The sequence below is a fragment of the Citrobacter koseri ATCC BAA-895 genome (assembly GCF_000018045.1).
Lineage (GTDB): Bacteria > Pseudomonadota > Gammaproteobacteria > Enterobacterales > Enterobacteriaceae > Citrobacter_B > Citrobacter_B koseri.
In genome coordinates, this window is sequence record NC_009792.1 from 357,448 (window position 1) to 383,387 (window position 25,940).

The 25,940-nt window shown below is 53.4% G+C and carries 24 protein-coding genes, 6 tRNA genes and 1 pseudogene; 15 read left to right on the forward strand and 16 right to left on the reverse strand.

What is annotated here, in order from left to right; translation table 11 throughout:
* Nucleotides 1-9 precede the first annotated feature (9 nt).
* Nucleotides 10-1,302, reverse strand: coding sequence for a MocR-like B6 salvage transcription factor PtsJ (gene ptsJ, locus CKO_RS01660; protein WP_012131363.1), 1,293 nt, complete (start codon nucleotides 1,300-1,302; stop codon nucleotides 10-12).
* An 82-nt stretch (nucleotides 1,303-1,384) separates the two neighbouring features.
* On the opposite strand from ptsJ, the gene pdxK reads away from it, so the two are divergent.
* Together pdxK and CKO_RS01670 are read left to right on the forward strand one after the other, a co-directional pair.
* On the forward strand, nucleotides 1,385-2,251 hold the full coding sequence (pdxK, locus tag CKO_RS01665) for a pyridoxine/pyridoxal/pyridoxamine kinase (RefSeq protein WP_012131364.1): 867 nt from the start codon (nucleotides 1,385-1,387) through the stop codon (nucleotides 2,249-2,251).
* Nucleotides 2,248-2,487: a hypothetical protein gene (locus CKO_RS01670; RefSeq protein WP_012131365.1), complete on the forward strand. Its 240-nt coding sequence runs from the start codon at nucleotides 2,248-2,250 to the stop codon at nucleotides 2,485-2,487. The genes pdxK and CKO_RS01670 overlap by 4 nt, the downstream gene beginning before the upstream one ends.
* 155 nt (nucleotides 2,488-2,642) lie before the next feature.
* Here CKO_RS01670 and crr read toward each other — a convergent pair whose 3' ends face one another.
* The 5 genes from crr to cysZ all read right to left on the reverse strand — a co-directional run bounded on the left by crr (nucleotide 2,643) and on the right by cysZ (nucleotide 7,527).
* Nucleotides 2,643-3,152, reverse strand: a complete 510-nt coding sequence (gene crr / locus CKO_RS01675) for a PTS glucose transporter subunit IIA (protein WP_000522253.1) — start codon at nucleotides 3,150-3,152, stop codon at nucleotides 2,643-2,645.
* Between the two features lie 40 nt (nucleotides 3,153-3,192).
* Nucleotides 3,193-4,920, reverse strand: coding sequence for a phosphoenolpyruvate-protein phosphotransferase PtsI (ptsI, locus tag CKO_RS01680; RefSeq protein WP_012131367.1), 1,728 nt, complete (start codon nucleotides 4,918-4,920; stop codon nucleotides 3,193-3,195).
* A gap of 44 nt (nucleotides 4,921-4,964) precedes the next feature.
* Nucleotides 4,965-5,222, reverse strand: a complete 258-nt coding sequence (gene ptsH / locus CKO_RS01685; RefSeq protein WP_005971891.1) for a phosphocarrier protein Hpr — start codon at nucleotides 5,220-5,222, stop codon at nucleotides 4,965-4,967.
* Nucleotides 5,223-5,605: 383 nt separating this feature from the next.
* Nucleotides 5,606-6,577, reverse strand: a complete 972-nt coding sequence (gene cysK / locus CKO_RS01690) for a cysteine synthase A (RefSeq protein WP_012131369.1) — start codon at nucleotides 6,575-6,577, stop codon at nucleotides 5,606-5,608.
* 188 nt (nucleotides 6,578-6,765) lie between these two features.
* Nucleotides 6,766-7,527, reverse strand: a complete 762-nt coding sequence (cysZ, locus tag CKO_RS01695) for a sulfate transporter CysZ (protein WP_012131370.1) — start codon at nucleotides 7,525-7,527, stop codon at nucleotides 6,766-6,768.
* Nucleotides 7,528-7,756: 229 nt separating this feature from the next.
* Between cysZ and zipA the strand changes: the two genes are divergently transcribed.
* The 3 genes from zipA to CKO_RS01710 all read left to right on the forward strand — a co-directional run bounded on the left by zipA (nucleotide 7,757) and on the right by CKO_RS01710 (nucleotide 11,088).
* Complete coding sequence (zipA, locus tag CKO_RS01700; RefSeq protein WP_012131371.1) at nucleotides 7,757-8,782, forward strand: cell division protein ZipA; 1,026 nt, start codon at nucleotides 7,757-7,759, stop codon at nucleotides 8,780-8,782.
* A gap of 70 nt (nucleotides 8,783-8,852) precedes the next feature.
* Entirely contained in the window at nucleotides 8,853-10,868 is a 2,016-nt protein-coding gene (gene ligA, locus CKO_RS01705) for an NAD-dependent DNA ligase LigA (protein WP_012131372.1), read from the forward strand.
* A 1-nt stretch (nucleotide 10,869) separates the two neighbouring features.
* Complete coding sequence (locus CKO_RS01710; RefSeq protein WP_012131373.1) at nucleotides 10,870-11,088, forward strand: DUF3820 family protein; 219 nt, start codon at nucleotides 10,870-10,872, stop codon at nucleotides 11,086-11,088.
* On the opposite strand, the gene CKO_RS01715 is transcribed toward CKO_RS01710, so the two are convergent.
* Nucleotides 11,085-12,083, reverse strand: a complete 999-nt coding sequence (locus CKO_RS01715) for a bile acid:sodium symporter family protein (protein ID WP_012131374.1) — start codon at nucleotides 12,081-12,083, stop codon at nucleotides 11,085-11,087. The two genes, CKO_RS01710 and CKO_RS01715, sit on opposite strands and share 4 nt — an antisense overlap.
* An 89-nt stretch (nucleotides 12,084-12,172) precedes the next feature.
* Between CKO_RS01715 and CKO_RS01720 the strand changes: the two genes are divergently transcribed.
* On the forward strand, nucleotides 12,173-13,099 hold the full coding sequence (locus CKO_RS01720) for a LysR family transcriptional regulator (protein WP_012131376.1): 927 nt from the start codon (nucleotides 12,173-12,175) through the stop codon (nucleotides 13,097-13,099).
* On the opposite strand, the gene CKO_RS01725 is transcribed toward CKO_RS01720, so the two are convergent.
* Nucleotides 13,090-13,431 (reverse strand): FlxA-like family protein, encoded by a 342-nt coding sequence (locus CKO_RS01725; protein WP_024130136.1) that lies wholly within the window; start codon nucleotides 13,429-13,431, stop codon nucleotides 13,090-13,092. The two genes, CKO_RS01720 and CKO_RS01725, sit on opposite strands and share 10 nt — an antisense overlap.
* A 235-nt stretch (nucleotides 13,432-13,666) precedes the next feature.
* Between CKO_RS01725 and xapA the strand changes: the two genes are divergently transcribed.
* From xapA to CKO_RS01740, 3 genes and pseudogenes are all read left to right on the forward strand, one after another.
* Nucleotides 13,667-14,500 (forward strand): xanthosine phosphorylase, encoded by an 834-nt coding sequence (gene xapA, locus CKO_RS01730; protein ID WP_012131379.1) that lies wholly within the window; start codon nucleotides 13,667-13,669, stop codon nucleotides 14,498-14,500.
* Nucleotides 14,501-14,559: 59 nt separating this feature from the next.
* A pseudogene (locus tag CKO_RS01735) lies at nucleotides 14,560-15,817 on the forward strand (nucleoside permease).
* 97 nt (nucleotides 15,818-15,914) lie between these two features.
* Nucleotides 15,915-16,799: a LysR family transcriptional regulator gene (locus CKO_RS01740; RefSeq protein WP_012131381.1), complete on the forward strand. Its 885-nt coding sequence runs from the start codon at nucleotides 15,915-15,917 to the stop codon at nucleotides 16,797-16,799.
* Nucleotides 16,800-16,870: 71 nt separating this feature from the next.
* Here CKO_RS01740 and CKO_RS01745 read toward each other — a convergent pair.
* The 4 genes from CKO_RS01745 to CKO_RS01760 form a co-directional block, all read right to left on the reverse strand.
* A tRNA-Lys gene (locus CKO_RS01745) sits at nucleotides 16,871-16,946 on the reverse strand.
* Nucleotides 16,947-16,950: 4 nt separating this feature from the next.
* Nucleotides 16,951-17,026 (reverse strand) — tRNA-Val (locus tag CKO_RS01750).
* Nucleotides 17,027-17,072: 46 nt separating this feature from the next.
* Nucleotides 17,073-17,148 (reverse strand) — tRNA-Val (locus CKO_RS01755).
* Nucleotides 17,149-17,192: 44 nt separating this feature from the next.
* Nucleotides 17,193-17,268: transfer RNA gene (locus CKO_RS01760), tRNA-Val, on the reverse strand.
* Between the two features lie 259 nt (nucleotides 17,269-17,527).
* Between CKO_RS01760 and gltX the strand changes: the two genes are divergently transcribed.
* Entirely contained in the window at nucleotides 17,528-18,943 is a 1,416-nt protein-coding gene (gene gltX, locus CKO_RS01765) for a glutamate--tRNA ligase (RefSeq protein WP_012131382.1), read from the forward strand.
* 76 nt (nucleotides 18,944-19,019) lie between these two features.
* Here gltX and CKO_RS01770 read toward each other — a convergent pair whose 3' ends face one another.
* Nucleotides 19,020-19,409, reverse strand: a complete 390-nt coding sequence (locus CKO_RS01770; protein WP_012131383.1) for a MerR family transcriptional regulator — start codon at nucleotides 19,407-19,409, stop codon at nucleotides 19,020-19,022.
* Between the two features lies 1 nt (nucleotide 19,410).
* Nucleotides 19,411-19,773, reverse strand: a complete 363-nt coding sequence (locus tag CKO_RS01775; RefSeq protein WP_012131384.1) for a YfeC-like transcriptional regulator — start codon at nucleotides 19,771-19,773, stop codon at nucleotides 19,411-19,413.
* A 221-nt stretch (nucleotides 19,774-19,994) separates the two neighbouring features.
* Here CKO_RS01775 and CKO_RS01780 point away from each other — a divergent pair.
* From CKO_RS01780 to CKO_RS01790, 3 genes are all read left to right on the forward strand, one after another.
* Nucleotides 19,995-20,070, forward strand: a tRNA-Ala gene (locus CKO_RS01780).
* A 39-nt stretch (nucleotides 20,071-20,109) separates the two neighbouring features.
* Nucleotides 20,110-20,185: transfer RNA gene (locus CKO_RS01785), tRNA-Ala, on the forward strand.
* Nucleotides 20,186-20,395: 210 nt separating this feature from the next.
* Nucleotides 20,396-22,594 (forward strand): bifunctional diguanylate cyclase/phosphodiesterase, encoded by a 2,199-nt coding sequence (locus CKO_RS01790; RefSeq protein WP_012131385.1) that lies wholly within the window; start codon nucleotides 20,396-20,398, stop codon nucleotides 22,592-22,594.
* Nucleotides 22,595-22,674: 80 nt separating this feature from the next.
* On the opposite strand, the gene nupC is transcribed toward CKO_RS01790, so the two are convergent.
* Complete coding sequence (gene nupC / locus CKO_RS01795) at nucleotides 22,675-23,862, reverse strand: nucleoside permease NupC (RefSeq protein ID WP_012131386.1); 1,188 nt, start codon at nucleotides 23,860-23,862, stop codon at nucleotides 22,675-22,677.
* A gap of 275 nt (nucleotides 23,863-24,137) precedes the next feature.
* On the opposite strand from nupC, the gene CKO_RS23760 reads away from it, so the two are divergent.
* Both CKO_RS23760 and CKO_RS01800 read left to right on the forward strand, forming a co-directional pair.
* Nucleotides 24,138-24,227: a hypothetical protein gene (locus CKO_RS23760; protein WP_418222348.1), complete on the forward strand. Its 90-nt coding sequence runs from the start codon at nucleotides 24,138-24,140 to the stop codon at nucleotides 24,225-24,227.
* Nucleotides 24,208-25,446 carry an Nramp family divalent metal transporter gene (locus CKO_RS01800; protein ID WP_024130137.1) on the forward strand — a complete coding sequence of 413 codons (1,239 nt, stop codon included), beginning with the start codon at nucleotides 24,208-24,210 and terminating at the stop codon, nucleotides 25,444-25,446. Before CKO_RS23760 ends, CKO_RS01800 begins: the two co-directional genes overlap by 20 nt.
* Before the next feature lie 100 nt (nucleotides 25,447-25,546).
* Here the strand turns inward: CKO_RS01800 and ypeC are convergent, their stop codons facing one another.
* A complete protein-coding gene (gene ypeC / locus CKO_RS01805) occupies nucleotides 25,547-25,867 on the reverse strand; it encodes a DUF2502 domain-containing protein YpeC (protein ID WP_024130138.1) in 321 nt (106 codons plus the stop codon).
* Between the last annotated feature and the right edge of the window lie 73 nt (nucleotides 25,868-25,940).

A 25,940-nucleotide genomic window follows, 5' to 3' on the forward strand; every position in this document is an offset into this window, starting at 1 on the left:
TCTCTCCTGTTAACGTTTTAACGCCTGATGGATATCAGCCGCCAGTTTGTTGATATCGCCGTCGCCCAGCGTCGACAGCGTAATGCGCAGACCGTGGGCGGGCGCGTTGACGCCAAATGCTTCGCCTTCTCGTACCAGCCAGCCCGCTTTCGCCAGCATAAACGCGATGCTCTGGCTGTGGCTTTTCAACGGCAACCACGCATTCAGCCCATCGCCAGGGGCGTGTGTAAGCCCGGTTCGCTGGAGCGCGCAGGCCAGCTTCTGCTGCTGCGAAGCATAAAATTTCCGGGTCTGCGCCAGCGTTCGCTGATAGTTTTTGTCACTCAGACAGGCATGCACTAAATCTTGCAACAGATGACTGACCCACTGACTGCCGGAATTAAGGCGCAGGCGCAGTCTGGCTGAGGTGGCGGGATCGCTGGCGACAATGGCAAGACGCAGATCCGGCCCCAGCGTCTTTGACATCGAGCGAACCACTGACCAGTGTAGCGTCTCCGGGGCGATCACCGGGTGCCAGGGAGATGAAGAGAGCAGGGCAAAGTGGTCGTCGATAATAACCAGCGCTTGCGGGTATTTTGCCACAATGTTCTGTAGCGCGGCGGCGCGGGAGGCGCTCAAACTGCACCCCGTAGGATTGTGGGCGCGCGGGGTTAAAATGACGGCGCGGGCGCCATTTTTCAGCGCCTGCTCCAGCATCTCAGGCTGCATACCTTCGCTATCGACGCCGACGGGGATGGCAGAAAAACCGGCGTAGCGCAGCATACTGATGCTGCTTAAAAAGCAGGGATCTTCCACCGCCACGCTGTCACCCGGCAGTAAATGGGCGCACAGCAGACGCTCGATGGCGTCAATCGCCCCACTGGTGATATCAATCTCGCCTTCGCCAGGTATGGCATCCTGCATCCACTGCTTCGCCCACGCGTGAAGGGTGGGAGAAACGGCCGCATCGCCGTAAAGACGCGGTGACTTATTTATTGTCGAAAAATAACTGCTGAGATCGGGCAGCCGTTGGGGATCGGGATTGCCGCCGGAAAGATCGGTCAGCGGCGTATCGGGACTGCTTCCTTCCAGCGCGAGCGGAGAAGGCGCACCTTTAATGACCGTACCGTTACGTCCCTGGCTCAGGGCCAGGCCGGATGTCACCAGCCGTTTGTAAGCCGCCGCGACAGTATTGCGGTTCACGCTTAATTCCGATGCCAGTTCCCGCACCGGCGGCAGCGTTTCCCCTGGCGCCAGTGCGCCGGTGGTGACATGCTGACGAATACTGTCAAAGATTTCGCTGGCGGTTTTTCCGTCGATCATTATTGACCTATGACAAAATGAATTTTAGCATATGACGATAATAGTGAGGCGTTAGCCCGCTGTCCAGTGAGAGGAGAGGTAAATGGGGCAGGATAGTGAAATACAGTCAGTGCTCTTCGACGATAAGCATCGGGCTTTACAGACCGACATTGTCGCCGTTCAGTCACAGGTGGTGTACGGCAGCGTAGGCAACAGTATTGCCGTACCGGCGATTAAAGCGCAGGGCTTGCGGGTGACGGCGGTGCCCACGGTGCTGTTCAGTAATACGCCGCATTATGAAACGTTTTACGGCGGCATTATTCCTGCCGACTGGTTCAGCGGTTATCTCCAGGCCTTAAATGAGCGGGATGCGCTGCGTGAGCTTAAAGCGGTCACGACAGGCTATATGGGCAGTGCGGAACAAATCGTTCTGCTGGCGAAATGGCTGGAAACGGTGCGGATCGCGCATCCTGAGGTGTGCATTCTGGTCGATCCGGTGATTGGCGACACGGACAGCGGAATGTATGTGAAAGCGGAGATCCCGCAGGCGTATCGTCATTATCTGCTGCCGTTGGCGCAGGGGCTGACGCCGAATGTGTTCGAGCTGGAGATGCTCAGCGGCAAACCGTGCGGCACGCTGGATGAAGCGGTTGCAGCGGCGAAATCGCTGCTTTCCGACACGCTGAAGTGGATTGTGATCACCAGTGCGCCAGGCCAGACGGCGGATACCATCAATGTGGCGGTGGTGACGAACGGCGGCGTGGATGTGATTGAACACCCGCGTGTGGAAACCGATTTAAAAGGGACGGGCGATCTGTTCTGCGCCGAACTGGTGAGCGGTATTGTGCAGGGGAAAGCGCTGACGGCGGCGACGCGACATGCCGCAGAGCGCGTGCTGGAGGTGATGACCTGGACGCAGCGCTGCGGGTGTGATGAGTTGATTCTGCCACCGGCAGGGGAGGCGCGATGAAGAGTTATCGGCTGGTGGTTCGCCAGCAGGGGCGTGTGGTTGGTCACTTTGAAACGAGCGGGCTTGATGCGCTGGAGGATATCTGCGTGGCGCGCGCGATGTTCGGCATTGCGGGCGGCTATCAGTGCGAATTGCTGGTGTCGGACTCGGAGAAGCGGATGCTGGAAAGCGGGCCGGAAGGGATGAAGATCCTGATGCGCGAGAAGTGCTACCGTCCAGTCACCTCGCTGTTGTGAGCGCGTAACTATGCCGGATGGCGGCGAAAAACGCCTTATCCGGCCTACGATCTTTTATTGTAGGCCCGATAAGCGCAGCGCCATCAGGCGCGGTTTTACCGTAACCAGGATAAAAAAATGGCGCCAGTCGGCGCCATTTTTCCCTGCGGCAAGAATTACTTCTTGATGCGGATAACCGGGGTTTCACCCACAGTCACGCTACCGGACAGTTTGATCAGTTCTTTGATTTCGTCCATGTTGGAGATAACAACCGGAGTCAGGGTAGACTTGGCTTTTTCTTCCAGCAGCGGCAGATCGAACTCAATTACCGGATCGCCAACTTTAACGCGTTGACCTTCTTCAGCAATACGCTTGAAGCCTTCGCCTTTCAGTTCAACGGTGTCGATACCGAAGTGAACGAACAGCTCAATGCCGCTATCCGATTCGATAGAGAACGCATGGTTGGTTTCAAAGATTTTGCCGATGGTGCCGTCTACTGGCGCGACCATTTTGTTACCGGTTGGTTTGATAGCAATGCCATCGCCAACGATTTTCTCGGCAAAAACTACATCCGGCACGTCTTCGATGTTGACGATCTCGCCAGAGAGCGGAGCAACAATCTCAATAGTTCCGGTGTCTTTCTTATCATCAGAAACCAGAGATTTTAGTTTATCGAACAAACCCATGATCTTCTCCTAAGCAGTAAATTGGGCCGCATCTCGTGGATTAGCAGATTGTTTTTTCTTCAATGAACTTGTTAACCAGCGTCATTAACTCGTCCGTTGTCGGTTGAGCAAGAGCCTGCTCTGCTAACACCTTCGCATCTTCGAAGTTCGTGTTACGGATAATCTTCTTAATGCGCGGGATAGAAATGGCGCTCATAGAGAATTCGTCCAGACCCATCCCCAGCAACAGAAGTGTAGCACGTTCGTCGCCTGCAAGCTCACCACACATGCCAGTCCATTTACCTTCAGCATGAGAAGCATCAATAACTTGCTTGATCAAGTTCAGCACGGACGGTGACATTGGCTGGTAAAGATGTGAAATCATATCATTACCACGGTCAACTGCCAGGGTGTACTGCGTTAAATCATTGGTGCCGATACTAAAGAAATCAACTTCTTTGGCTAAATGACGAGCAATAGTTGCCGCTGCCGGTGTTTCCACCATCACGCCAATCTCAATGCTTTCATCAAATGCTTTACCTTCGTCGCGCAGTTCCTGTTTGTAGATTTCAATCTCTTTGCGCAGCGCGCGAACTTCTTCAACAGAGATGATCATCGGGAACATGATGCGCAGTTTACCGAACGCAGAGGCGCGCAGAATGGCACGAACCTGATCACGCAGGATCTCTTTGCGATCCATCGCGATACGTACCGCACGCCAGCCCAGGAACGGGTTCTCTTCTTTCGGGAAGTTCATGTACGGCAGTTCTTTGTCGCCGCCGATATCCATAGTACGGACGATAACCGCCTGAGAGCCGCAGGCTTCAGCGACGGCTTTGTACGCCGCAAACTGTTCTTCTTCAGTCGGCAGCGCGTCACGGTCCATGAACAGGAATTCAGTACGATACAGACCAACGCCTTCCGCGCCATTGCGCTCTGCGCCTTCAACGTCACGAACGGTACCGATGTTGGCGCAAACTTCTACCTGATGACCGTCCAGCGTGATAGCCGGCAGATCTTTCAGTTTAGCGAGTTCCGCTTTCTCGGTTGCAACCTGCTCCTGAACGGCGCGCAGTTTTTCAATTTCTTCGTTGGTTGGATTGACGTAAACCTGATTGTTTACGGCATCCAGAATCAGATAGTCGTCGTTTTTCACCTGAGAGGTGACGTTACCGGTGCCCACGATGGCCGGCAGTTCCAGAGAACGCGCCATGATAGAGGTGTGGGAGGTACGTCCACCTGCGTCAGTGATGAAACCCAGCACCTTTTGCAGGTTCAGCTGTGCGGTTTCTGATGGGGTCAGGTCAGCGGCAACCAGGATGACTTCGTCCTTGATTGAGCTCAGGTCGATGATTGCCAGACCCAGGATGTTGCGCAGCAGGCGCTTACCAATGTCACGCACGTCAGCCGCGCGTTCTTTCAGGTATTCATCATCCAGTTCTTCCAGGGCAGTGGCCTGACCTTCGATAACTTCATGCGCAGCTGCGTCAGCCGTCATGTTCTTATCTTTAATCAGGGCTATGATTTCCTGCTCCAGCTCCTCATCTTCGAGCAGCATGATATGCCCTTCAAAGATGGCTTCTTTTTCTTCACCGAACGTTTCACCAGCTTTCGTTTTGATCGCTTCCAGTTGCGCAGATGCCTTGGCACGACCGCTCAGAAAACGTTCAACTTCCTGATCAACCTTGTCGGCAGAAATTTTTTTCCGGTCAATGACGATTTCGTCTTCTTTCAGCAGCAGTGCTTTGCCGAAAGCGATACCCGGGGATGCTAAAATGCCTGAAATCATAACCCTACCTTACTTGTGACTGATTTTTAAAAGAACCCGGGAACTTACTCGAGTTCCGCCATCAGTTTGACCAGATGCTCTACCGCTTTTTGTTCGTCTTCGCCTTCAGCAGCGATGGTGACAACGGTGCCCTGAGTCAGGCCCAGAGTCTGTAGTTTGAACAGGCTTTTTGCGCTGGCGCTTTTGCCGTTGGAAGTCACAGTAATCTCAGAAGTGAAGCCTTTCGCTTCTTTAACAAACTGAGCAGCAGGGCGGGTGTGCAGACCGTTCGGAGCGGTAATGGTAACTTCTTGCTGGAACATTGTATTTCCCCAACTTATAGGTTTAGTGTTGTGGAACTAAAGTCTAGCCTGGCGGTTTGACTTTAGCCTGTATTGTTAGCGTCGGCGTAAACGGGACGCGACACACCAGGTGTTATGCGCAATCCGTTGCTGGCAACTGCTGGCCGCTGACGTTTCGCTCGTCATTAAACATTATGCCGTGAAAGGAAGACTTGAACCAAATCATTAAATCGATTCAGCTAGCGCTTTTCCTGTAACGATTAATTTCGGGCATCAAAATAATTAGTCTGGTTAAATACCAGACCCGGCAGGGTGAATCAATGCCAGGAGGGTTGAAAATTTGAAGCAGGCCACAAAAAAGCACCCAAAAGGGTGCTTTTTTACGCGTTTTTAACATGCTGGCATTACTGTTGCAGTTCTTTTTCAGTAAAGAGATCGGCAAACAAAGCAGTGCTCAGATAACGCTCACCCGATGACGGTAGGATAACCACAATATTCTTATTGGTAAAGGTTTCATCTTCCTGGAGCTTAAGCGCTGCCGCAACGGCCGCGCCGGAAGAGATCCCCGCCAGAATACCTTCTTCTTCCATCAGGCGACGAGCGGTGGAAATGGCTTCTTCATTTGTGATGCTGACAACTTTATCAATCAGTTTCAGATCGAGGTTGCCCGGAATGAAGCCTGCGCCAATGCCCTGAATTTTGTGCGGGCCGGGCTTCAGTTCTTCACCAGCCAGCGCCTGCGCGATAACCGGAGAGTCGGTCGGTTCTACTGCTACGGTAATGAGGTCCGTTTTGCCTTTGGTGCCTTTGATGTAGCGGGTGACGCCTGTCAGCGTACCGCCGGTGCCGACGCCGGAGATAAAGACATCGACCTGACCATCGGTATCTTCCCAGATTTCCGGGCCGGTGGTTTTTTCGTGAATTTCCGGGTTAGCCGGGTTGCTGAACTGCTGAAGCAGCAGGTATTTTTCTGGATCGCTGGCGACAATCTCTTCCGCTTTCTGGATAGCGCCTTTCATGCCTTTCGCGCCTTCGGTCAGTACGAGGTTTGCCCCCAGCGCTTTGAGCAGTTTGCGACGCTCAACGCTCATGGTGTCTGGCATGGTCAGCGTCAGCTCGTAGCCACGCGCGGCAGCAACATAAGCCAGCGCGATACCGGTGTTGCCGCTGGTCGGTTCCACCAGTTCGACGCCCGGTTTCAGCACGCCGCGTTTTTCGGCATCCCAAATCATATTGGCACCGATACGGCATTTAACGCTGAAGCTCGGGTTACGTGATTCTACCTTCGCCAGAATGCGTCCGTTACCGATACGGTTCAGTCGAACCAGCGGCGTATGACCGATAGTCAGCGAGTTATCTTCAAAAATCTTACTCATGGCCTGTCCTTAACTGTATGAAATTGGGATACATGGGCTAGCATACCTGCTCAGAGAATATGCGGAAGTAAGGATTTAGCATATCTATATTCGGAAGGGAAATAATGGTTACCTGGATGGAATAAGGAGCGGCATAAGCCCCTCCTTTTTTATACAACTATTTTACAGGTTTATGAGTGTGCTGTGATTCATTTCCATAATGCATGTTTGGAGCGGTAGCAATCAACCCACATCGCCGTTGCGCCACACACGGCGACGGGCATGATCACCAGGTTAAGCACCGGGATCATGGTGAACAAACTGGTTAACGCGCCGAACTGCATATTGGCGACTTTCTGCGTGCGCAGGGCGGTGCGCATCTCTTTGAACGGGACTTTGTGGTTGTCGAAGGGATAGTCGCAATACTGAATCGCCAGCATCCACGCGCTGAACAGGAACCACAGCACCGGGGCGACGGTTTGCCCGACTCCTGGAATAAAATAGAGAATTAACAGCACAATGGCGCGCGGCAGATACCAGATGAACTTTTGCCATTCGCGTTTCATAATGCGCGGCACATCTTTCATAATACCCAGTACGCCGGTATCTGGCGGCGTTGCGCCGGTCAGGCGCGCCTCAAGCTGTTCCGCCAGCAGCCCATTGAAAGGGGCGGCGATCCAGTTGGCAATGGTTGAAAAGAAATAGCCGAAGACCAGTAAAACCGAGATGACCGCAATGGGCCACAGCAGATAGCTTAACCACTGCAACCAGTCGGGAACGTGGCTCATCAGCGAAGGGATCCAGACGTCCAGTTGCGTAAACAGCCACCAGAATGCGCCGCCCATCAGCAAAATGTTTACCAGTAACGGCAAAATAACAAAGCGACGGATCCCCGGTTGTGTGACCAGTTTCCACCCCTGTGAGAAATAGTAAAAGCCGCTGCGAGGTGCAGTTGCGGATGATGACACCATAATCAGGACATGCTCCTTTAATAAAGCCCCGGGTAAACTTTGCGTATCTTACCGGGTTGTGACGCGTTCGCCAGTTAAGAAATGTTCGAAAAAACAGCAAAAAGCACGATTTCGTTCATCTTTATGCTGTGAAAGCCAAGAGCGCACTTGCACTTGACGTAATCGGCAAATACTCTTAGTGAGTAAATGTTTGCCGTGGTGGCAAGGTGTTAGAACAACAGAGAATATAATGATGCAGGATTTGCGTCTGATATTAATCATTGTTGGCGCGATCGCCATAATCGCTTTACTGGTACATGGTTTCTGGACCAGCCGTAAAGAACGATCTTCTATGTTCCGCGATCGTCCACTGAAACGCATGAAGTCAAAACGTGACGACGATTCTTACGACGATGACGTCGAAGAAGAGGAAGGCGTGGGTGAAGTTCGTGTTCACCGCGTGAATCATGCCCCCGGCAACGCTCAGGAGCATGATGCGCCTCGTCAGTCGCCGCAACACCAATACCAGCCGCCTTATGCGTCTGCGCAGCCTCGTCAACCGGCTCAGCAGCCGCCTGAAGCGCCAGCGCAGCCGCAGCAACGGCCGCAGTATGGGCAGCCGTCGCAACCGCAACCGGCACAACAACCGGCACAGCCTGTGCAGCAGCCAGTACAGCAACAGCCGGTAGCGCCGCAGGTTCAGTCTGCGCCGCAACAGCCTGTTCAGCCAGCGCCACAGCAACCTGCGCCTCAGCCTGCTCCGCAGACTTTCCAGCCAGCGGAACCTGTCGCAGAGCCTGCGCCAGCACCTGAACCAGTAGTGGAAGAAGCGCCTGTCGCGGAAAAACCGCAGCGTAAAGAAGCGGTCATTATTATGAACGTCGCCGCTCATCATGGCAGCGAGCTTAGCGGCGAAGTGCTGCTGAACAGCATCCAGCAAGCGGGCTTCAAATTTGGCGATATGAATATTTTCCATCGCCACCTGAGCCCGGATGGCAGCGGCCCTGCGCTGTTTAGCCTGGCCAACATGGTGAACCCGGGAACGTTTGATCCTGAAATGACCGGTGATTTCTCCACGCCGGGGGTCACTATCTTTATGCAGGTGCCTTCTTACGGCGACGAGCTGCAAAACTTTAAGCTGATGCTCCAGTCTGCGCAGCATATCGCTGATGAAGTCGGCGGCGTGGTGCTTGATGACCAGCGCCGGATGATGACGCCGCAGAAACTGCGTGAATATCAGGATCGCATTCGCGAAGTGAAAGAATCCAACGCCTGAGAAACCCAGGCGTGATCCCCCCTTTCTGAACCCCCGCCTGTCGGGGGTTTTTTATCATTGATGGTGCGATATGGAATCAATCGAACAACAACTGACAGAACTGCGAACCACGCTTCGCCATCATGAGTATCTTTACCATGTGATGGATGCGCCGGAGATCCCGGACGCTGAGTATGACCGTCTGATGCGCGAACTTCGTGAGCTGGAAGCGCAGCATCCAGATTTAATTACGCCGGACTCCCCGAGCCAACGCGTCGGAGCGGCGCCGCTGGCGGCGTTCAGCCAGATTCGCCACGAAGTGCCCATGTTGTCGCTGGACAACGTGTTTGATGAAGAGAGTTTTCTGGCGTTTAACAAGCGCGTGCAGGATCGGCTAAAAAGCGGCGATAAACTGACCTGGTGCTGCGAGCTGAAGCTGGACGGCCTGGCCGTCAGCATCCTGTATGAAAACGGCGTGCTGATCAGCGCGGCAACGCGTGGAGATGGAACGACCGGCGAGGACATCACCTCCAATGTGCGTACCATTCGCGCTATTCCGCTGAAGCTGCGTGGCGATAACATTCCGGCGCGTCTGGAGGTTCGTGGCGAAGTTTTCCTGCCGCAGGCCGGGTTTGAAAAAATTAATGAAGAGGCGCGCCGCACCGGTAATAAAGTATTTGCCAACCCGCGTAACGCTGCGGCGGGGTCGTTGCGCCAGCTTGATCCGCGTATTACCGCGAAGCGACCGCTCACTTTCTTTTGCTACGGCGTCGGCATTCTGGAAGGTGGCGAACTGCCTGATACGCATCTGGGGCGCTTGCTGCAATTTAAAGCCTGGGGGCTTCCGGTAAGCGACCGGGTGACGCTGTGCGACTCTCCCGAAGCGGTGCTGGACTTCTATCACAAAGTGGAAGAAGACCGCCCGACGCTGGGTTTTGACATTGACGGCGTGGTGATTAAAGTCAACTCGATGGCGTTGCAGGAACAGCTTGGATTCGTCGCCCGCGCGCCGCGCTGGGCGGTGGCCTTTAAGTTCCCGGCGCAGGAGCAAATGACGTTTGTACGCGATGTAGAGTTCCAGGTGGGGCGGACTGGCGCGATCACGCCCGTCGCCCGTCTCGAACCGGTGCATGTTGCGGGTGTGCTGGTCAGCAACGCCACCTTGCACAACGCGGATGAAATTGAGCGTCTTGGCCTGCGCATTGGCGACAAAGTGGTGATTCGCCGCGCGGGGGATGTGATCCCGCAGGTGGTGAACGTGGTGCTTTCCGAACGCCCGGAAGAGACGCGCCCGGTCGAGTTCCCGACGCATTGCCCGGTGTGCGGTTCTGATGTTGAGCGCGTGGAAGGCGAAGCGGTCGCTCGCTGTACCGGCGGCCTGATCTGCGGCGCGCAGCGCAAAGAGTCGCTCAAGCACTTTGTTTCCCGCCGGGCAATGGACGTTGACGGCATGGGCGATAAAATTATCGACCAGCTTGTCGAGAAAGAATATGTCCACACCCCGGCAGATCTGTTCCGTCTGACGGCAGGCAAACTGACGGGTCTGGATCGTATGGGGCCGAAATCGGCGCAGAATGTGGTGAATGCGCTGGAAAAAGCGAAAGAGACCACCTTCGCGCGATTCCTCTATGCGCTCGGTATCCGCGAAGTGGGCGAAGCCACGGCGGCAGGGCTGGCGGCGTACTTCGGTACGTTAGAGGCGCTGGAAGCGGCCTCTATCGACGAACTGCAAAAAGTGCCGGATGTCGGCATTGTGGTCGCTACGCACGTCTTTAACTTCTTTGCTGAAGAGAGTAACCGGGACGTGATCGGGCAGTTACTGGCGGAAGGCATTCACTGGCCTGCGCCGATCGTGGTTAACGCCGACGAAATCGACAGCCCGTTTGCCGGTAAAACGATCGTCCTGACGGGCAGCCTCAGCCTGATGTCGCGAGATGATGCGAAAGCGCGTCTCGTGGCGCTGGGGGCAAAAGTGGCGGGCAGCGTATCGAAAAAAACCGATCTGGTAATTGCGGGCGAAGCGGCAGGATCTAAGCTGGCGAAAGCGCAGGAACTGGGGATTGACGTGATCGACGAAGCAGAGATGCTCCGCCTACTGGGTGTCTGACATGGAAAAAGAGCAGCTGATTGAGATAGCCAACACGGTGATGCCGTTCGGCAAGTACAAAGGGCGTCGGCTCATTGATGTGCCGGAGGAGTATTTGCTGTGGTTTGCCCGTAAGGATGAATTTCCGGCGGGAAGACTGGGCGAGCTGATGCAAATCACGCTGCTGATTAAAACCGAGGGGCTGACGCAGCTGGTGCAGCCCCTGAAACGGCCTCTTTAAGCCTTCGCGGCGCGGCCTTCTTGCTGCGCCTGCAACTTATCGGTCTGGCGTTTGTAGCGACGCGCCAGCATCGCGCAGACCATCAACTGGATCTGATGGAAGATCATCAACGGCAGCACCATCATCCCAATCACTGAGGTGGGAAACAGGATATTGGCCATCGGGATGCCGTTCGCCAGACTCTTTTTCGACCCGCAGAAGACAATGGTTATCTCATCTGCTTTGTTGAATCCGAACCTGCGGGCGGCAAACACGTTAACGCCAATGACAATCGCCAGCAGCACAAGGCTGACGACGACAATAAACAACAACGAGCCCCATCCCACTTTGTGCCAGATACCGTTAACGACGGCTTCGCTGAATGCGGAATAGACGACCAGCAGAATGGAGGTCTGGTCCGTTTTCGCAATCCACTTTTTATGACGCGCGACCCAGTTGCCAATCCACGGACGCGACAGGTGCCCCAGCACAAACGGCAGCAGCAGTTGCAGCATGATCTTGCCGACCTGTTCCAGGCTGCCTTCCGCTCCGTGGATATTCATCACCAGGCCGACGAGCAGCGGCGAAAGAAAAATCCCCAGCAGGCTGGAGGCCGATGCCGAACAGACGGCCGCCGCGACGTTTCCTCCCGCCAGAGAGGTAAAGGCGATGGCAGACTGTACGGTCGCGGGCAAAATACACAGGTACAGGAAACCGGTATACAGCATGGGATCGACATTGACGGGCGCCCACCAGGCAAATAACACCCCGAGAACCGGAAACAGGATGAAGGTGCTGCACATTACCCACAGGTGCAGCCGCCAGTGGCTGCCGCCCGCGATAATGGCTTCGCGTGAGAGTTTTGCGCCATGCATAAAAAACAGCAGCGCAATCGCGGCGGTGGTTAAGCCTTCAAAAAACGGAACGAAATCCCCTTTGGCCGGAAAAAAGGAGGCCAGCAAAACGACGGTGATAAGCGTCAGCGTGAACGGATCAAGAATACGAAAAAGTTTCATAAAAACTCCTGAAAGTCGATGCAGGTATTTTGCTTTTTTCCGTTTGAGAAATAAAATTGATTTATTGCATCTATATATGAATTTAACAGATGAATTATTCTCTGCGTCAACTTCGTATCTTCGTCACCGTTGCTCAGGCTAAAAGCTTTAGTCGGGCAGGGGACGTCATTGGTCTGAGTCAGTCTGCGGTGAGCCACAGCGTAAAAGAGCTGGAACGGCAGACGGGAGTTAAGCTGTTGGATCGCACCACGCGAGAAGTGACGCTGACGGAAGCGGGTCAGCAGCTGGCGGGGCGTCTGGAGCGTGTTCTCGATGAACTGCACAGTACTCTGCGGGAAGCCGGAAGAGTGGGGACGCAGTTAACCGGCACCGTGCGCGTGGCGGCCAGCCAGACGATTTCCGCGCATCTTATCCCGCAGTGCATCGCGCAGAGTAACCAGCTGTACCCGGAAATTGATTTTGTACTGCACGATCGTCCCCAGCAGTGGGTGCTGGAGAGCATTCGTCAGGGGGATGTGGATTTTGGCATTGTTATCGATCCCGGGGCTGTTTCGGATTTGCAATGTGAAGCTGTGCTGTCGGAACCCTTTTTGCTGTTGTGTCGCCAGGATAGCCCGTTAGCGCAGCGGGAGTGGGTTAACTGGCAGGATCTTAAACATGAGCGGCTGGTATTGCAGGATTACGCCTCCGGCAGCCGCCCGTTGATTGACGCGGCTTTCGCGCATTTTGCCATTGATGCCACGATCGTGCAGGAGATTGGGCATCCCGCAACGCTGTTTCCGATGGTGGAGGCGGGGATTGGCATCAGCGTGTTGCCCGCGCTGGCGTTGCCGCTGCCTCAGGGAAGTCATTTGCAGGTGAAACGGCTGACGCCCGTCGTCGAAAGGCAGTTGATGCTGGCGAGACGCAAGAACCGGTCGCTCTCTACGGCGGCTCAGGCGCTGTGGGACGTCGTGCGCATGCAGGCCAGTGAACTTACCGCTGGCCGTGCACGCGATCCGTTGTATCAGATATAAACATCAATTTGGTGATCGTCGGAAGGCGCGTTGACACCTTCGGCCCTGAGTTGTTTCTGCTCCTGCTTCTGCTGCGTTTCTTCTGCCTGCTGGCGCTGTAATTGCGCCAGCTGCGCCTGCAACATTTTAATTTGCGTCTGTATCAGTTCCTGCTGCTTTTGTTTCTCTTCTGTGCTGCCACTGCCGTCAGCAACCTCTTTGAGCTGTTGTGTGAGCTTTGTAATTTGCTGCGTGATGCGTGAGATTTGCGCAGACAGATCGTTACCGGTAGCGGCTTTGCTGCCCGTGCTGCCGCTCTGAACGGCGGAGACTGAAGTGTTGATCGTCGTCATTACCATTTCCTCTTGCCTTAAAACGTTAATATCGGCAGAGGTGAACAGACCTTCAGCAGTCCCTGCCATTTCTGGTGGGCAAATCAGGCAAAGTCTGACCATTTTATTTTACGTATCAATATACATTTTATATCGATCGTCCGGGAAAACGGTATTGGTAATCGGTTGGTTACTCTCGTTATAACAACGACGTACCCAACGTATTTATCGATTATTCCGTTTTTAAGGACCTCTTATGACCCACACCCTTTTTTCGCAAAATCCCTGGTACAGCGCTGACATCATTCGCGCGCACAAGCCTGATTTTACCCCGCGTGTTGCTTTCATTCTTGGCTCCGGTCTGGGGGCGCTGGCGGAGCAAATTGAAGACGCGGTGGCAATTTCTTATGCGCGTTTGCCTGGTTTTCCGGTCAGTACCGTTCACGGGCATGCGGGGGAACTGGTGCTGGGGAATCTGGCTGGAGTCCCGGTGGCATGTATGAAAGGCCGTGGGCACTTTTACGAAGGTCGCGGCATGACGATCATGACTGACGCGATCCGTACCCTGAAACTGCTGGACTGTGAACTGCTGTTTTGCACTAACGCCGCCGGCTCCCTACGCCCGGAAGTCGGGCCAGGCAGCCTGGTCGCGTTGAGCGATCATATTAATACGATGCCGGGCACGCCGATGGTGGGGATGAACGACGAACGCTTTGGCGATCGCTTCTTCTCGCTGGCCAATGCCTACGATGCGGATTACCGCGCCATTCTCCAGCGCGTTGCAGGGGAAGAGGGCTTCACGCTTCACGAAGGGGTGTTTGTCTCTTATCCGGGGCCGAACTTTGAGACGGCAGCGGAAATTCGCATGATGCAGATCATCGGTGGCGACGTGGTGGGAATGTCGGTCGTCCCGGAGGTGATTAGCGCGCGCCATTGCGGACTAAAGGTGGTGGCCGTATCCGCTATCACCAATCTGGCGGAAGGGCTGGGTGATGTGAAACTGTCCCATGCGCAAACGCTGGCGGCGGCTGAGCTTTCCCGGCAGAACTTCATCAATCTGATTTGCGGCTTCTTACGCCAACTGGCTTAAAACACAAAATAATAATGGCCCTGCTTGCAGGGCCGTACTTTACGGCAAGGAACGAAAAAATGGGTATTACGTCCCGCTTAAAAGTCATGTCGTTTTTACAATATTTTATCTGGGGAAGCTGGCTGGTGACCCTGGGTTCTTACATGATTAACACCTTACATTTTACTGGCGCTAACGTTGGAATGATTTACAGCTCAAAAGGGCTGGCGGCGATTATTATGCCGGGCATTATGGGGATCGTCGCCGATAAATGGCTGCGTGCCGAGCGTGCATATATGCTCTGCCATCTGGTGTGCGCCGGCGCGTTGTTGTATGCCACGACCGTGACCGACCCGGATGCGATGTTCTGGATAATGTTAATTAATGCAATGGCCTATATGCCGACTATTGCCTTATCCAACAGCGTTTCTTACGCCTGTCTGGCGCAGTCCGGCCAGGACCCGGTTACTGCATTCCCGCCCGTTCGCGTCTTTGGCACCGTGGGCTTTATTATCGCTATGTGGACGGTCAGCCTGATGGGGCTGGAGCTAAGCAGCGCGCAGCTGTACATTGCCGCTGGCGCTTCGCTGTTACTGGCGCTGTATGCCTTTACGCTACCGAAAATTCCGGTGGCGAAGAAGAATACGTCCGCCACGCTTGCCAGCAAACTGGGGCTGGATGCGTTTGTCTTATTCAAAAATCCGCGAATGGCGATTTTCTTTTTGTTTGCGATGATGTTAGGGGCTGTGCTGCAAATTACGAATGTTTTCGGTAATCCCTTCCTGCACGATTTTGCCCGCAATCCGGCGTTTGCCGACAGCGTTGTGGTGAAATATCCCTCCATCCTGCTGTCTGTTTCCCAAATGGCTGAAGTGGGTTTCATTCTGACTATCCCGTTCTTTCTGAAACGCTTTGGCATTAAAACCGTGATGCTGATGAGTATGCTGGCATGGACGCTGCGCTTTGGCTTTTTTGCGTTTGGCGATCCATCCCCGTTTGGCGTTGTGCTGCTGCTGATGTCGATGATTGTTTACGGTTGCGCTTTCGACTTTTTCAATATTTCAGGATCGGTATTTGTTGAGCAGGAAGTCAGTTCGACGATCCGCGCCAGTGCGCAGGGGCTGTTTATGACTATGGTCAATGGCGTAGGCGCCTGGGTCGGGTCAATTTTGAGCGGTATCGCCGTGGACTACTTCTCGGTGGGCAGCGTGAAAGACTGGCAGACTATCTGGCTGGTATTCGCCGCTTATGCGCTGGCGCTGGCAGTGATTTTTGCGCTGTTATTTCAAATATAAACATGAGCCAGAAAAATGGCTGGCGAAACCACTGGCGCACTAACGGCTGAAACGGCGGGGCGACTGCCCGCCGTTTCAACGTCCCTGAGACAAATGTGCTAACGTTGCGCATTATTCCTTATCTGTGGAGCGCAATAATCATGGAACGCGTACATCGTATCGATCTTAAATTATTGCGCTATTTTCTCGCTGTTGCTGAGGAGCTGCATTTTGGCCGGGCGGCGGCGCGTCTGAATATGTCTCAGCCTCCTCTGAGTATTCATGTCAAAGAGCTGGAAAATCAGCTTGGCACGCCGTTGTTTGTTCGCCATTCTCGCAGCGTGGCGTTAACGCATGCGGGGAAAATTCTCATGGAAGAGTCGCGGCGTTTGTTGTTCAGCGCGAATCAGGCATTTGCGCGCGTGGAACAGATCGGACGCGGTGAGGCAGGGCGCATTGAACTGGGCGTTGTGGGCACGGCGATGTGGGGGAAAATGCGTCCTGTGATGCGCCGTTTTTTGAAAGAGAACCCCAATGTCGAGGTGTTATTTCGCGAAAAAATGCCTGCGATGCAGATGGCGTTACTGGAGCGACGCGAGCTGGATGCTGGCATCTGGCGAATGGCGATCGAACCGACGGAGGGATTTACCAGCCTGCGCTTACATGAATCCGCATTTTTGGTGGCGATGCCGGAAGATCACCCTCTGGCTTGCTGCCCGGCGATCCCTCTTGATGCGTTACGCAACGAATATTTCGTTACCATGCCTTCGATTCATACCGACTGGGCATTTTTGCAACGTGTTTGTCAGAAGGCCGGATTTACGCCGATGATAGTGCGTGAAGTTATGGAGCCGCAAACGGTGCTGGCGATGATCAGCATGGGGATTGGCATTACGTTAATCGCGGACAGTTATGCGCAGATGAACTGGCCGGGCGTGGTGTTCCGCCCTCTGGAAGAACGTATTCCGGCAGATTTGTATATTGTTTACGAGCCGCAGCAGGCAACACCGGCATTAACGAAGTTGATTGATGCGCTGATTCGTTGAGCATTGCCTGATAAGCGAAGCGATAAATATCGCGCATAGCAAAAAGGCGCCTTTAGGGCGCCTTTTTACATTGGTGGGTCGTGCAGGATTCGAACCTGCGACCAATTGATTAAAAGTCAACTGCTCTACCAACTGAGCTAACGACCCGAAGTGGTGGGTGATGACGGGATCGAACCGCCGACCCCCTCCTTGTAAGGGAGGTGCTCTCCCAGCTGAGCTAATCACCCACTTCGGTACTTCATTTTATTGCAAGAAATCCAGCTGGCGAGAAAGTGGTGGGTGATGACGGGATCGAACCGCCGACCCCCTCCTTGTAAGGGAGGTGCTCTCCCAGCTGAGCTAATCACCCACTTCTCAATTTCTTGCTACACGGCGGAGACTACATAAAGTAGTTGGTGGGTGATGACGGGATCGAACCGCCGACCCCCTCCTTGTAAGGGAGGTGCTCTCCCAGCTGAGCTAATCACCCCCGCTGTGTGGAGTCGCATTATAGGGAGAGTTGAAAATGAGTCAACGCATTTTCTAAAGAAATTGTCCGTTCGTCGTAAATTTAAACAAAACGATCGCGAATTACTCCGTTCAGCATGATTTGTATACGAAAATCGCAAAGCGTGATGTTCCAACCCGAACAACATTGAGGAATCAGACCACAGTGATAGAATACCAGCCTGATAATCTTTCCCGGATTTGCCGGTTGTCGGCATCTTTAATAAACGTAAGGCCATTTCATGAAAATCAAAACTCGCTTCGCGCCAAGCCCGACAGGCTATCTGCACGTCGGCGGCGCGCGTACTGCTCTTTACTCCTGGCTTTTTGCACGTAACCACGGCGGTGAGTTTGTGCTGCGTATTGAAGACACCGATCTCGAACGCTCCACGCCGGAAGCTATTGAAGCCATTATGGATGGTATGAACTGGCTGAGCCTGGAATGGGATGAAGGCCCGTATTTCCAGACCAAACGTTTTGATCGTTACAACGCGGTGATTGATGAGATGCTGGAAGCGGGTACGGCATATAAATGCTACTGCTCCAAAGAGCGTCTGGAAGCACTGCGCGAAGAACAAATGGCGAAAGGCGAGAAGCCGCGTTACGACGGCCGCTGCCGTCATGGTCACGAACATCATTCTGACGATGAGCCTTGCGTTGTGCGTTTTGCCAACCCGCAGGACGGCTCCGTTATTTTTGACGACCAGATCCGTGGGTCGATCGAATTCAGCAACCAGGAGCTGGACGATCTGATCATTCGTCGTACCGACGGTTCCCCGACCTATAACTTCTGCGTGGTTGTGGATGACTGGGATATGGAAATCACCCATGTGATTCGTGGCGAAGACCATATCAACAACACGCCGCGCCAGATTAACATCCTGAAAGCGCTGAACGCGCCGGTTCCGGTGTACGCGCACGTTTCCATGATCAACGGCGACGACGGTAAAAAACTGTCCAAGCGTCATGGCGCGGTCAGCGTGATGCAGTATCGTGACGACGGCTACCTGCCGGAAGCGCTGCTGAACTACCTGGTGCGTCTGGGCTGGTCCAGCGGCGATCAGGAGATCTTCACCCGTGAAGAGATGATCAAGCTGTTCTCGTTGAATGCCGTGAGCAAATCCGCCAGTGCGTTCAACACTGACAAACTGCTGTGGCTGAACCATCACTACATCAATTCTCTGGCGCCGGAATATGTGGCAACGCACCTGCAATGGCACATTGAGCAGGAGAATATCGATACCCGTAACGGCCCGCAGCTGGCTGAACTGGTGAAACTGCTGGGCGAACGCTGCAAAACACTGAAAGAGATGGCGCAAAGCTGCCGCTATTTCTATGAGGACTTTGCTGAGTTCGACGCGGATGCGGCGAAAAAACACCTGCGCCCGGTCGCGCGTCAGCCGCTGGAAGTGGTGCGTGATAAGCTGGCGGCCATCACAGAGTGGAGCGCAGAAAACGTACACCATGCAATTCAGGCGACAGCCGATGAGCTGGAAGTGGGGATGGGTAAAGTCGGTATGCCGCTGCGCGTTGCCGTCACCGGCGCTGGCCAGTCTCCGGCGCTGGACGTCACGGTGCATGCGATTGGTAAATCCCGCAGCATCGAGCGCATCAATAAAGCGCTGGCTTTTATCGCGGAACGTGAAAATCAGCAGTAAGGTGTATTAACCGTAGGCCGGATGGGGGTTGCGCCGCCATCCGGCCTGTTGCCCGATGGCGCTGCGCTTATTGGGTCTACGATTCATCAAGGCCCAAACGGGCGAGAAAACCGCGTATGCCTTCTCGCGACAGAAACTGCGCCAGCTTTTCCTGCTCTTTGGACGACATGTTTTCCACGGCATCAATAATCTGGCGATAGGCGTGGCTGCGCACAACGTGGCTGTATTCGGCAAGCGGCTCCTCCGCCTGATAAAACGCAGAATGGTTGCGGAAGGCAGGGATGTTAAGAATAAATTCCTGTACGCGAGCATCAATGTGAATGAGCCTTGCCCGACCGCCTTTTACGCCCGGAAACTTTTCAGTTTCCCATCCTTGTTCTCTGATCCACCGATTAACGGTTTGTCTGGCGACGCCAAGGCACTCCGCCAGCTCTTCGGTCGTCATTTTGCTGCGTAATTTTTTCATATTATTTGCTATCGCGAATCCCTAAGCGTTGTAACAAACCGGTAATCCCTTCACGCAAAAGCAAAGACGTAAAGTGCTTCTGTTCAGATGGCGTCATCTCTTTGGCCAGCGTGACCAGCAGCGATTCAAGAGAGGTATCGCTGGTTAACGAAAAGGATTCCGATGCTCCCTCCGCAGAACGTTCGGCGCTGCGGATATATTCGCGAACCTGCTCATTAACGTGTACCAGCCGGGCTTTTCCTCCCTGTACGCCTGGTTTGGGCGACGTCGTCCAGCCTTCCTTGCGCACCCATTTATTGATGGTTTGTCGGCTGTAACCGGTCAGATTAGCGAGTTCTTCTGGCGTCATCCGTTCCTTGAACATAACGATTCCCTGAATAGTCGTATGGTTAATTAGCGGTTCACTTTATAGCATCATTTTAGTTGAAACCGTGACGCGTTTAACTACTAAATGCGAGTTGTTACGCAATGTTCTTCATTTGCCTGCTTTTTCAGCGATTGAATTTGCCGGTGACATTTTGCCGTTGACACATGCGAAGGGAATTCATATGATGCCGCCCGTCAACTCGACAAGCTTTACGTGACGGGGCTATAGCTCAGCTGGGAGAGCGCTTGCATGGCATGCAAGAGGTCAGCGGTTCGATCCCGCTTAGCTCCACCAAATTTGAATCCCAACAAATCTGGTACGTAAAAGCATCGTGGGGCTATAGCTCAGCTGGGAGAGCGCTTGCATGGCATGCAAGAGGTCAGCGGTTCGATCCCGCTTAGCTCCACCAAAATTTGAACCCTCGCTGAAAAGCGGGGGTTTTTTGTATCTGCATTCCCGCCATTTTTGTAATACAGTTTCAGTAAGCGTCAATACCTTTGTATCAAATGAAAGAACGTGTAAGAGCGCCTGATATCAGGCCTGTGCAGGTTTGCTTCGCGTCACGAATAAACTTATTATTTGTGTGCCTTATAGCGTGACTGATGAGAACAGGGAATCTATGCAGGGTAAGCATAACTTACTAAAAAATATAAGAATATTTATCATTTCTTTGACGCTATCCATTGTCGGCATACAGTTCTCCCGCTCTATTTCTCCGCTCGCCGTTGTCGATGACAGCTCTATTTTCCTGGCCTGGCTGCCGCTATGCGTCATGTTTTCCGTGCTGTTCTTATTTGGCCGACGCGGTATTGTCCCCATCATTTTAGCGATGATGGCGACCAATCACTGGAACCTTCATCTCCCGTTAATGCAGGCAGCGGTGCTGTTATTTTGTCAGACCTTTTCCGTATTGGGCATTTGCGGGATTGTCCGCTGGCAAGTGGGGTCGCGCTGGCGTCATGGATTGCCTGACAGGAATATCTGGTTGCGTATCTTCTGGATCGGGTTTGTCGCGCCGGCGGGCATCAAAGCCAGCATGTATCTCGCGGGGCATTGTCTGGACTACCCTGTTGCGATATCAACATTCTTTGGTACGGCAACCATTATTTATACCATCGTGGATATTCTGAGCCTGATTTCAGCGGTCCTGATTTTCACGATGCTCTTTTATTATCCTCTGCGGATGATAATCAACCCGCGCTATTGCCGCATTTTCTGGCGCAGGGACATTGCGCCGTATCTGGTCAAAGAGAAGCGTCTGTTTACCCTGACCTGGATCTCCGTCGTCGTGGCGCTGATCGTTCTGATGTGCGCGCCTTTTGATGCCGACTATATTGCCGGTTATCTGGTGCCCGTCTTTTTTATTGTTTTTACGCTCGGCGTGGGCAAGCTGAGTTATCCGCTGCTGAACCTCAGCTGGGCCATCTCTGCGCTGTGCCTGCTGGTGTATAACCGGAATTTCTTGCAGGGCGTCGGCTCCGAATATTCACTGGCCTTTATCCTCTCTGTTCTCATCTCCTTTAGTATTTGCTTGCTGTATATGGTGTGTATTTATCAACGCAGCGAATGGTTGAACCGACAGTGGCATGGTCAGGCGTTAACCGACCCGTTGACGCGCCTTCCTAACATTCGCGCGCTGGAGCAATTTTTGTTGCAGGGAACAGGACAAACGGTTTGCTGCCTGCGGATGGAAAACCTGGAATTTTTGAGTCGACATTACGGCATGCTGATGCGCGTTCATTGCAAACGCTCGGTGTGTCGAATGCTGCAACCGTTCCTGCAAGAAAACGAGAGCGTATTTCAGGTGCCAGGCAGCGAATTGTTGTTAGTGCTTCGCGGCCCTGAGACGGAAGCCCGCCTGCAACATATGGTTAATCTCCTCAATAGCCGCAAAATTTACTGGAACAATACCGGGCTGGACATGGAATACGGCGCCGCGTGGGGCGCTTACGACGGCAGGCAGGAGACGCTGCAACCCCTGCTGGGGCAACTTAGCTGGCTGTCGGAGCAATCCTGCGCGAACCACCGGGTTATGGCGCTGACCCAAAGTCTTGAGGCGGTCTCCGATCAGACGACGGAACGGGTATTACTGCTGCAAAAGGTTCGCAAAGCGCTGGAGAACGGCGATCTGGTTTTGTACGCGCAACCGATTCTCAACGCGCAGGGGAAAGGGTATGCGGAGGTTCTGGCGCGACTGAAAAGTGATGACGGCATCATGACGCCGGACCAGTTTATTCCACTGATTGCCCAATTTAACCTCAGCGCCCGCTTTGATTTACAGGTTGTGGAAGCCCTGCTGCGATGGATAGCTACCCACCCGACGACAGAGCCGGGCGCCCGTTTCTCGGTCAATTTAATGCCGTTGACGTTACTGAATAAAGAGAGCGCATCACGCATTATCTGCCTGTTCAGGCGTTATGGTATTACGCCAGAAAGCGTGATCATCGAAATCACCGAAGAGCAGGCGTTTTCCAATTCTGAAATCAGCACGCAGAATATTGCGCAACTGCGGAATTTCGGTTTCAGGATAGCCATTGATGATTTTGGTACGGGATACGCGAACTATGAACGTCTTAAACGCCTGCGGGCAGACATCATCAAGATTGATGGTTGCTTCATAAAAGACATTATGACGGACTCTCTGGATGCGATGATTGTGAAATCAATTACCGATCTCGCGAAAGCGAAATCCTTATGCGTGGTTGCCGAATTTGTCGAGACGCCGGAGCAGCGGGAATTACTCTTAAGCCTGGGCGTGAACTATCTGCAAGGTTATCTGATTGGGCGACCGCGCCCGCTGGAAGCGCTACAGCTATAAAAAAACCGGGGAACATGTCCCCGGTTGCGCGTCGTAAGGCCAGATGAAGGCGTTTGCGCCGCCGCCTGGCGATACCGTAATTACAGCACCAGCGCTGCGATAGACGCAGACAGTACGCTCACCAGCGTTGAGCCGTACACCAGTTTCAGACCAAAACGTGAAACCACGTTGCCTTGCTCTTCGTTCAGACCTTTAATCGCGCCTGCGATAATCCCGATGGAAGAGAAGTTAGCGAAGGAGACCAGGAATACAGAGATGATGCCTTCCGCGCGCGGAGAGAGCGTAGAGGCGATTTTCTGTAGATCCATCATGGCGACGAATTCGTTAGATACCAGTTTGGTCGCCATGATACTGCCTACCTGAAGCGCTTCATTCGCCGGAACCCCCATGACCCAGGCCACCGGGTAGAAGATGTAACCCAGAATGCCCTGGAAGGAGATGCCCAGAACGGCCGCGAACAGGGCGTTCAGCGCCGCGATCAGGGCGATAAAGCCAATCAGCATCGCCGCAACGATAATCGCGACCTTAAAGCCCGCCAGAATGTATTCGCCCAGCATTTCGAAGAAGCTCTGACCTTCGTGCAGGTTAGACATCTGAATATTTTCTTCGCTGGCTTCGACGCGATAGGGGTTGATCACTGACAGAACGATAAAGGTGCTGAACATGTTCAGAACCAGCGCCGCAACGACATATTTCGGCTCCAGCATGGTCATGTACGCGCCCACGATAGACATGGATACGGTAGACATCGCCGTTGCCGCCATCGTGTACATACGATTGCGGGACATTTTGCCGAGGATGTCTTTATACGCGATAAAGTTCTCAGACTGGCCCAGAATCAGGGAGCTGACGGCGTTAAATGATTCCAGCTTACCCATCCCGTTGACTTTGGATAAGAGGAAACCAATCGCGCGAATCACAACCGGCAGAACGCGGATGTGCTGAAGAATACCGATCAGCGCGGAAATAAAGACGATGGGGCAAAGGACTTTCAGGAAGAAGAAGGCCAGGCCCTGATCGTTCATGCTGCCGAAAACGAAGTTGGTTCCTTCGTTGGCAAAACCGAGCAGTTTTTCAAACATCTCGGAGAAACCTTTCACGAAGCCCAGGCCAACGTTTGAGTTCAGGAAGAACCAGGCCAGTAAAACTTCGATAACAAGCAGCTGAATGACGTAACGAATGCGAATTTTTTTACGGTCATGGCTTACCAGCAGTGCGAGTACCGCAACAACAGCGAGGGCCAGGACAAAATGAAGGACGCGGTCCATATTTGCTCCAAATATGAGGCAGGTTTAATTTCCGTGCACATTCTATGCAACAACAATAAAGAAAACGAGATCAAACACACACTATAATAAGGAGCTGTGATGAGATTCAAAATTAGTGATCTGGAATACGTTTCTGTTATGTTTAGTATGGAAGTGAAAAGTTATGTCATTGTGCTAATCTCATACAATTAACAAACAACCTGGTTTTGTTTTTCGACCCTCCCTTGCTGGCCCATAGCCTGGCGCTATCAGAGATATCAACGTTACCCATTAAAATGCACTTGATAATCATTCTCAATAAACATAGCATAAAACATAGCAAAGGCTATGTTTCTGAGGCAAAAGATGACAAACGATCGCGTTGAAAGCAGTAGTGGACGAGCGGCGCGCAAGTTAAGGCTCGCATTGATGGGCCCGGCGTTCATCGCCGCGATCGGATACATCGATCCCGGTAACTTTGCGACCAATATTCAGGCCGGAGCCAGCTTTGGCTATAAATTGCTGTGGGTGGTTGTCTGGGCGAACCTGATGGCGATGCTCATCCAGGTTCTGTCGGCCAAACTGGGGATTGCGACAAGCAAAAACCTGGCGGAGCAAATTCGCGATCATTACCCGCGCCCTGTCGTCTGGTTCTATTGGGTTCAGGCGGAAATCATCGCGATGGCCACCGACTTAGCGGAATTTATCGGGGCAGCGATCGGCTTTAAGCTCATTCTCGGTATCTCCCTGTTGCAGGGGGCGGTGCTGACGGGTATCGCCACATTCCTGATTCTGATGTTGCAGCGTCGTGGGCAAAAACCGCTGGAAAAAGTGATTGGCGGATTACTGCTGTTTGTGGCCGCAGCCTATATTGTGGAACTGATTTTTTCGCAGCCAAGCCTGGCGCAGCTGAGCAAAGGGATGATCATCCCCAGCCTGCCGAACTCTGAGGCGGTATTTCTGGCCGCCGGGGTGCTGGGCGCGACCATCATGCCCCACGTTATCTATCTGCACTCTTCTTTAACGCAGCATCTGCACGGCGGCTCCCGGCAGCAGCGCTATGCTGCCACTAAATGGGATGTGGCGATAGCGATGACGATTGCAGGGTTCGTGAACCTGGCGATGATGGCGACCGCTGCCGCCGCGTTCCATTTTAGCGGGCATACCGGTATTGCCGATCTTGATCAGGCGTATCTGACGCTGGAACCGCTGCTTAGCCATGCTGCGGCGACGGTGTTCGGCCTGAGCCTGGTTGCGGCGGGGCTCTCTTCCACCGTGGTCGGTACGCTGGCGGGGCAGGTTGTGATGCAGGGATTTGTTCGCTTCCACATTCCGCTGTGGGTACGCCGCACCATCACGATGATGCCGTCGTTTATCGTTATTCTTATGGGGCTCGATCCAACCCGAATCCTGGTGATGAGCCAGGTCCTGCTGAGTTTCGGCATTGCGCTGGCGCTGGTGCCGTTATTGATTTTTACCAGCGATCGCACATTGATGGGCGATCTGGTGAATACCCAATGGGTCAAGTACATCGGCTGGATGATTGTGGTGCTGGTGGTGGCGCTGAATATCTGGTTGCTGGTAGGAACCGCGCTGGGGTTGTGATTTGAAGACCGTATAGCCAGGGAATTTAAGAGAAACGGTTGAATCGGTATTGCTGATAAAAACACAATTCGAAAATAGCCCCGTTTGAACGGGGCTATTTTTAATGACGGTGTCCGTGACCCCGGCCAGGGTGGTGGTCGCGATCGCGCCAGCCTTCGCGGTAGCCGCGTTCATAGGCTTTGCGCTTATCCCAGCCGCGATGATAGCCATTATCGTGTCGCCACCAGCGATTTTTACGCCATTCATAATGGTGGTGCCAGTAATCCCGGTCGCGCCAGTATCTGCCGTCCCAGTAGTTACCGTAATTATCGCGATCGCCAATTTGTAATTTTATCGATGGCAACAGGGTGATTTCGCCAGCGTTCGCGGCAAGCGGTGTAAAAGCCAATAAGGCTGCCGCCAGAATCAGTGACCTGAACATTCTTTTTCTCCTTCACGATCGAGCCGTAATCGGCCTGTTAACGCAATATTACGGGGCGGTAAAGCCCCGTTTC

Bases quoted from the DNA above. Each gene is read 5' to 3' on its own strand.
- nupC (WP_012131386.1), bottom strand. From the start codon at position 23,862: ATGGACCGCGTCCTTCATTTTGTCCTGGCCCTCGCTGTTGTTGCGGTA.
- CKO_RS01790 (WP_012131385.1), top strand. From the start codon at position 20,396: ATGCAGGGTAAGCATAACTTACTAAAAAATATAAGAATATTTATCATT.
- gltX (WP_012131382.1), top strand. From the start codon at position 17,528: ATGAAAATCAAAACTCGCTTCGCGCCAAGCCCGACAGGCTATCTGCAC.
- CKO_RS01800 (WP_024130137.1), top strand. From the start codon at position 24,208: ATGACAAACGATCGCGTTGAAAGCAGTAGTGGACGAGCGGCGCGCAAG.
- CKO_RS01710 (WP_012131373.1), top strand. From the start codon at position 10,870: ATGGAAAAAGAGCAGCTGATTGAGATAGCCAACACGGTGATGCCGTTC.
- CKO_RS23760 (WP_418222348.1), top strand. From the start codon at position 24,138: ATGCACTTGATAATCATTCTCAATAAACATAGCATAAAACATAGCAAA.
- ypeC (WP_024130138.1), bottom strand. From the start codon at position 25,867: ATGTTCAGGTCACTGATTCTGGCGGCAGCCTTATTGGCTTTTACACCG.
- ligA (WP_012131372.1), top strand. From the start codon at position 8,853: ATGGAATCAATCGAACAACAACTGACAGAACTGCGAACCACGCTTCGC.
- CKO_RS01775 (WP_012131384.1), bottom strand. From the start codon at position 19,773: ATGTTCAAGGAACGGATGACGCCAGAAGAACTCGCTAATCTGACCGGT.
- cysZ (WP_012131370.1), bottom strand. From the start codon at position 7,527: ATGGTGTCATCATCCGCAACTGCACCTCGCAGCGGCTTTTACTATTTC.
- ptsH (WP_005971891.1), bottom strand. From the start codon at position 5,222: ATGTTCCAGCAAGAAGTTACCATTACCGCTCCGAACGGTCTGCACACC.
- xapA (WP_012131379.1), top strand. From the start codon at position 13,667: ATGACCCACACCCTTTTTTCGCAAAATCCCTGGTACAGCGCTGACATC.
- CKO_RS01720 (WP_012131376.1), top strand. From the start codon at position 12,173: ATGAATTATTCTCTGCGTCAACTTCGTATCTTCGTCACCGTTGCTCAG.
- cysK (WP_012131369.1), bottom strand. From the start codon at position 6,577: ATGAGTAAGATTTTTGAAGATAACTCGCTGACTATCGGTCATACGCCG.
- ptsI (WP_012131367.1), bottom strand. From the start codon at position 4,920: ATGATTTCAGGCATTTTAGCATCCCCGGGTATCGCTTTCGGCAAAGCA.
- ptsJ (WP_012131363.1), bottom strand. From the start codon at position 1,302: ATGATCGACGGAAAAACCGCCAGCGAAATCTTTGACAGTATTCGTCAG.
- zipA (WP_012131371.1), top strand. From the start codon at position 7,757: ATGATGCAGGATTTGCGTCTGATATTAATCATTGTTGGCGCGATCGCC.
- CKO_RS01740 (WP_012131381.1), top strand. From the start codon at position 15,915: ATGGAACGCGTACATCGTATCGATCTTAAATTATTGCGCTATTTTCTC.
- CKO_RS01770 (WP_012131383.1), bottom strand. From the start codon at position 19,409: ATGAAAAAATTACGCAGCAAAATGACGACCGAAGAGCTGGCGGAGTGC.
- pdxK (WP_012131364.1), top strand. From the start codon at position 1,385: ATGGGGCAGGATAGTGAAATACAGTCAGTGCTCTTCGACGATAAGCAT.
- crr (WP_000522253.1), bottom strand. From the start codon at position 3,152: ATGGGTTTGTTCGATAAACTAAAATCTCTGGTTTCTGATGATAAGAAA.
- CKO_RS01670 (WP_012131365.1), top strand. From the start codon at position 2,248: ATGAAGAGTTATCGGCTGGTGGTTCGCCAGCAGGGGCGTGTGGTTGGT.
- CKO_RS01715 (WP_012131374.1), bottom strand. From the start codon at position 12,083: ATGAAACTTTTTCGTATTCTTGATCCGTTCACGCTGACGCTTATCACC.
- CKO_RS01725 (WP_024130136.1), bottom strand. From the start codon at position 13,431: ATGACGACGATCAACACTTCAGTCTCCGCCGTTCAGAGCGGCAGCACG.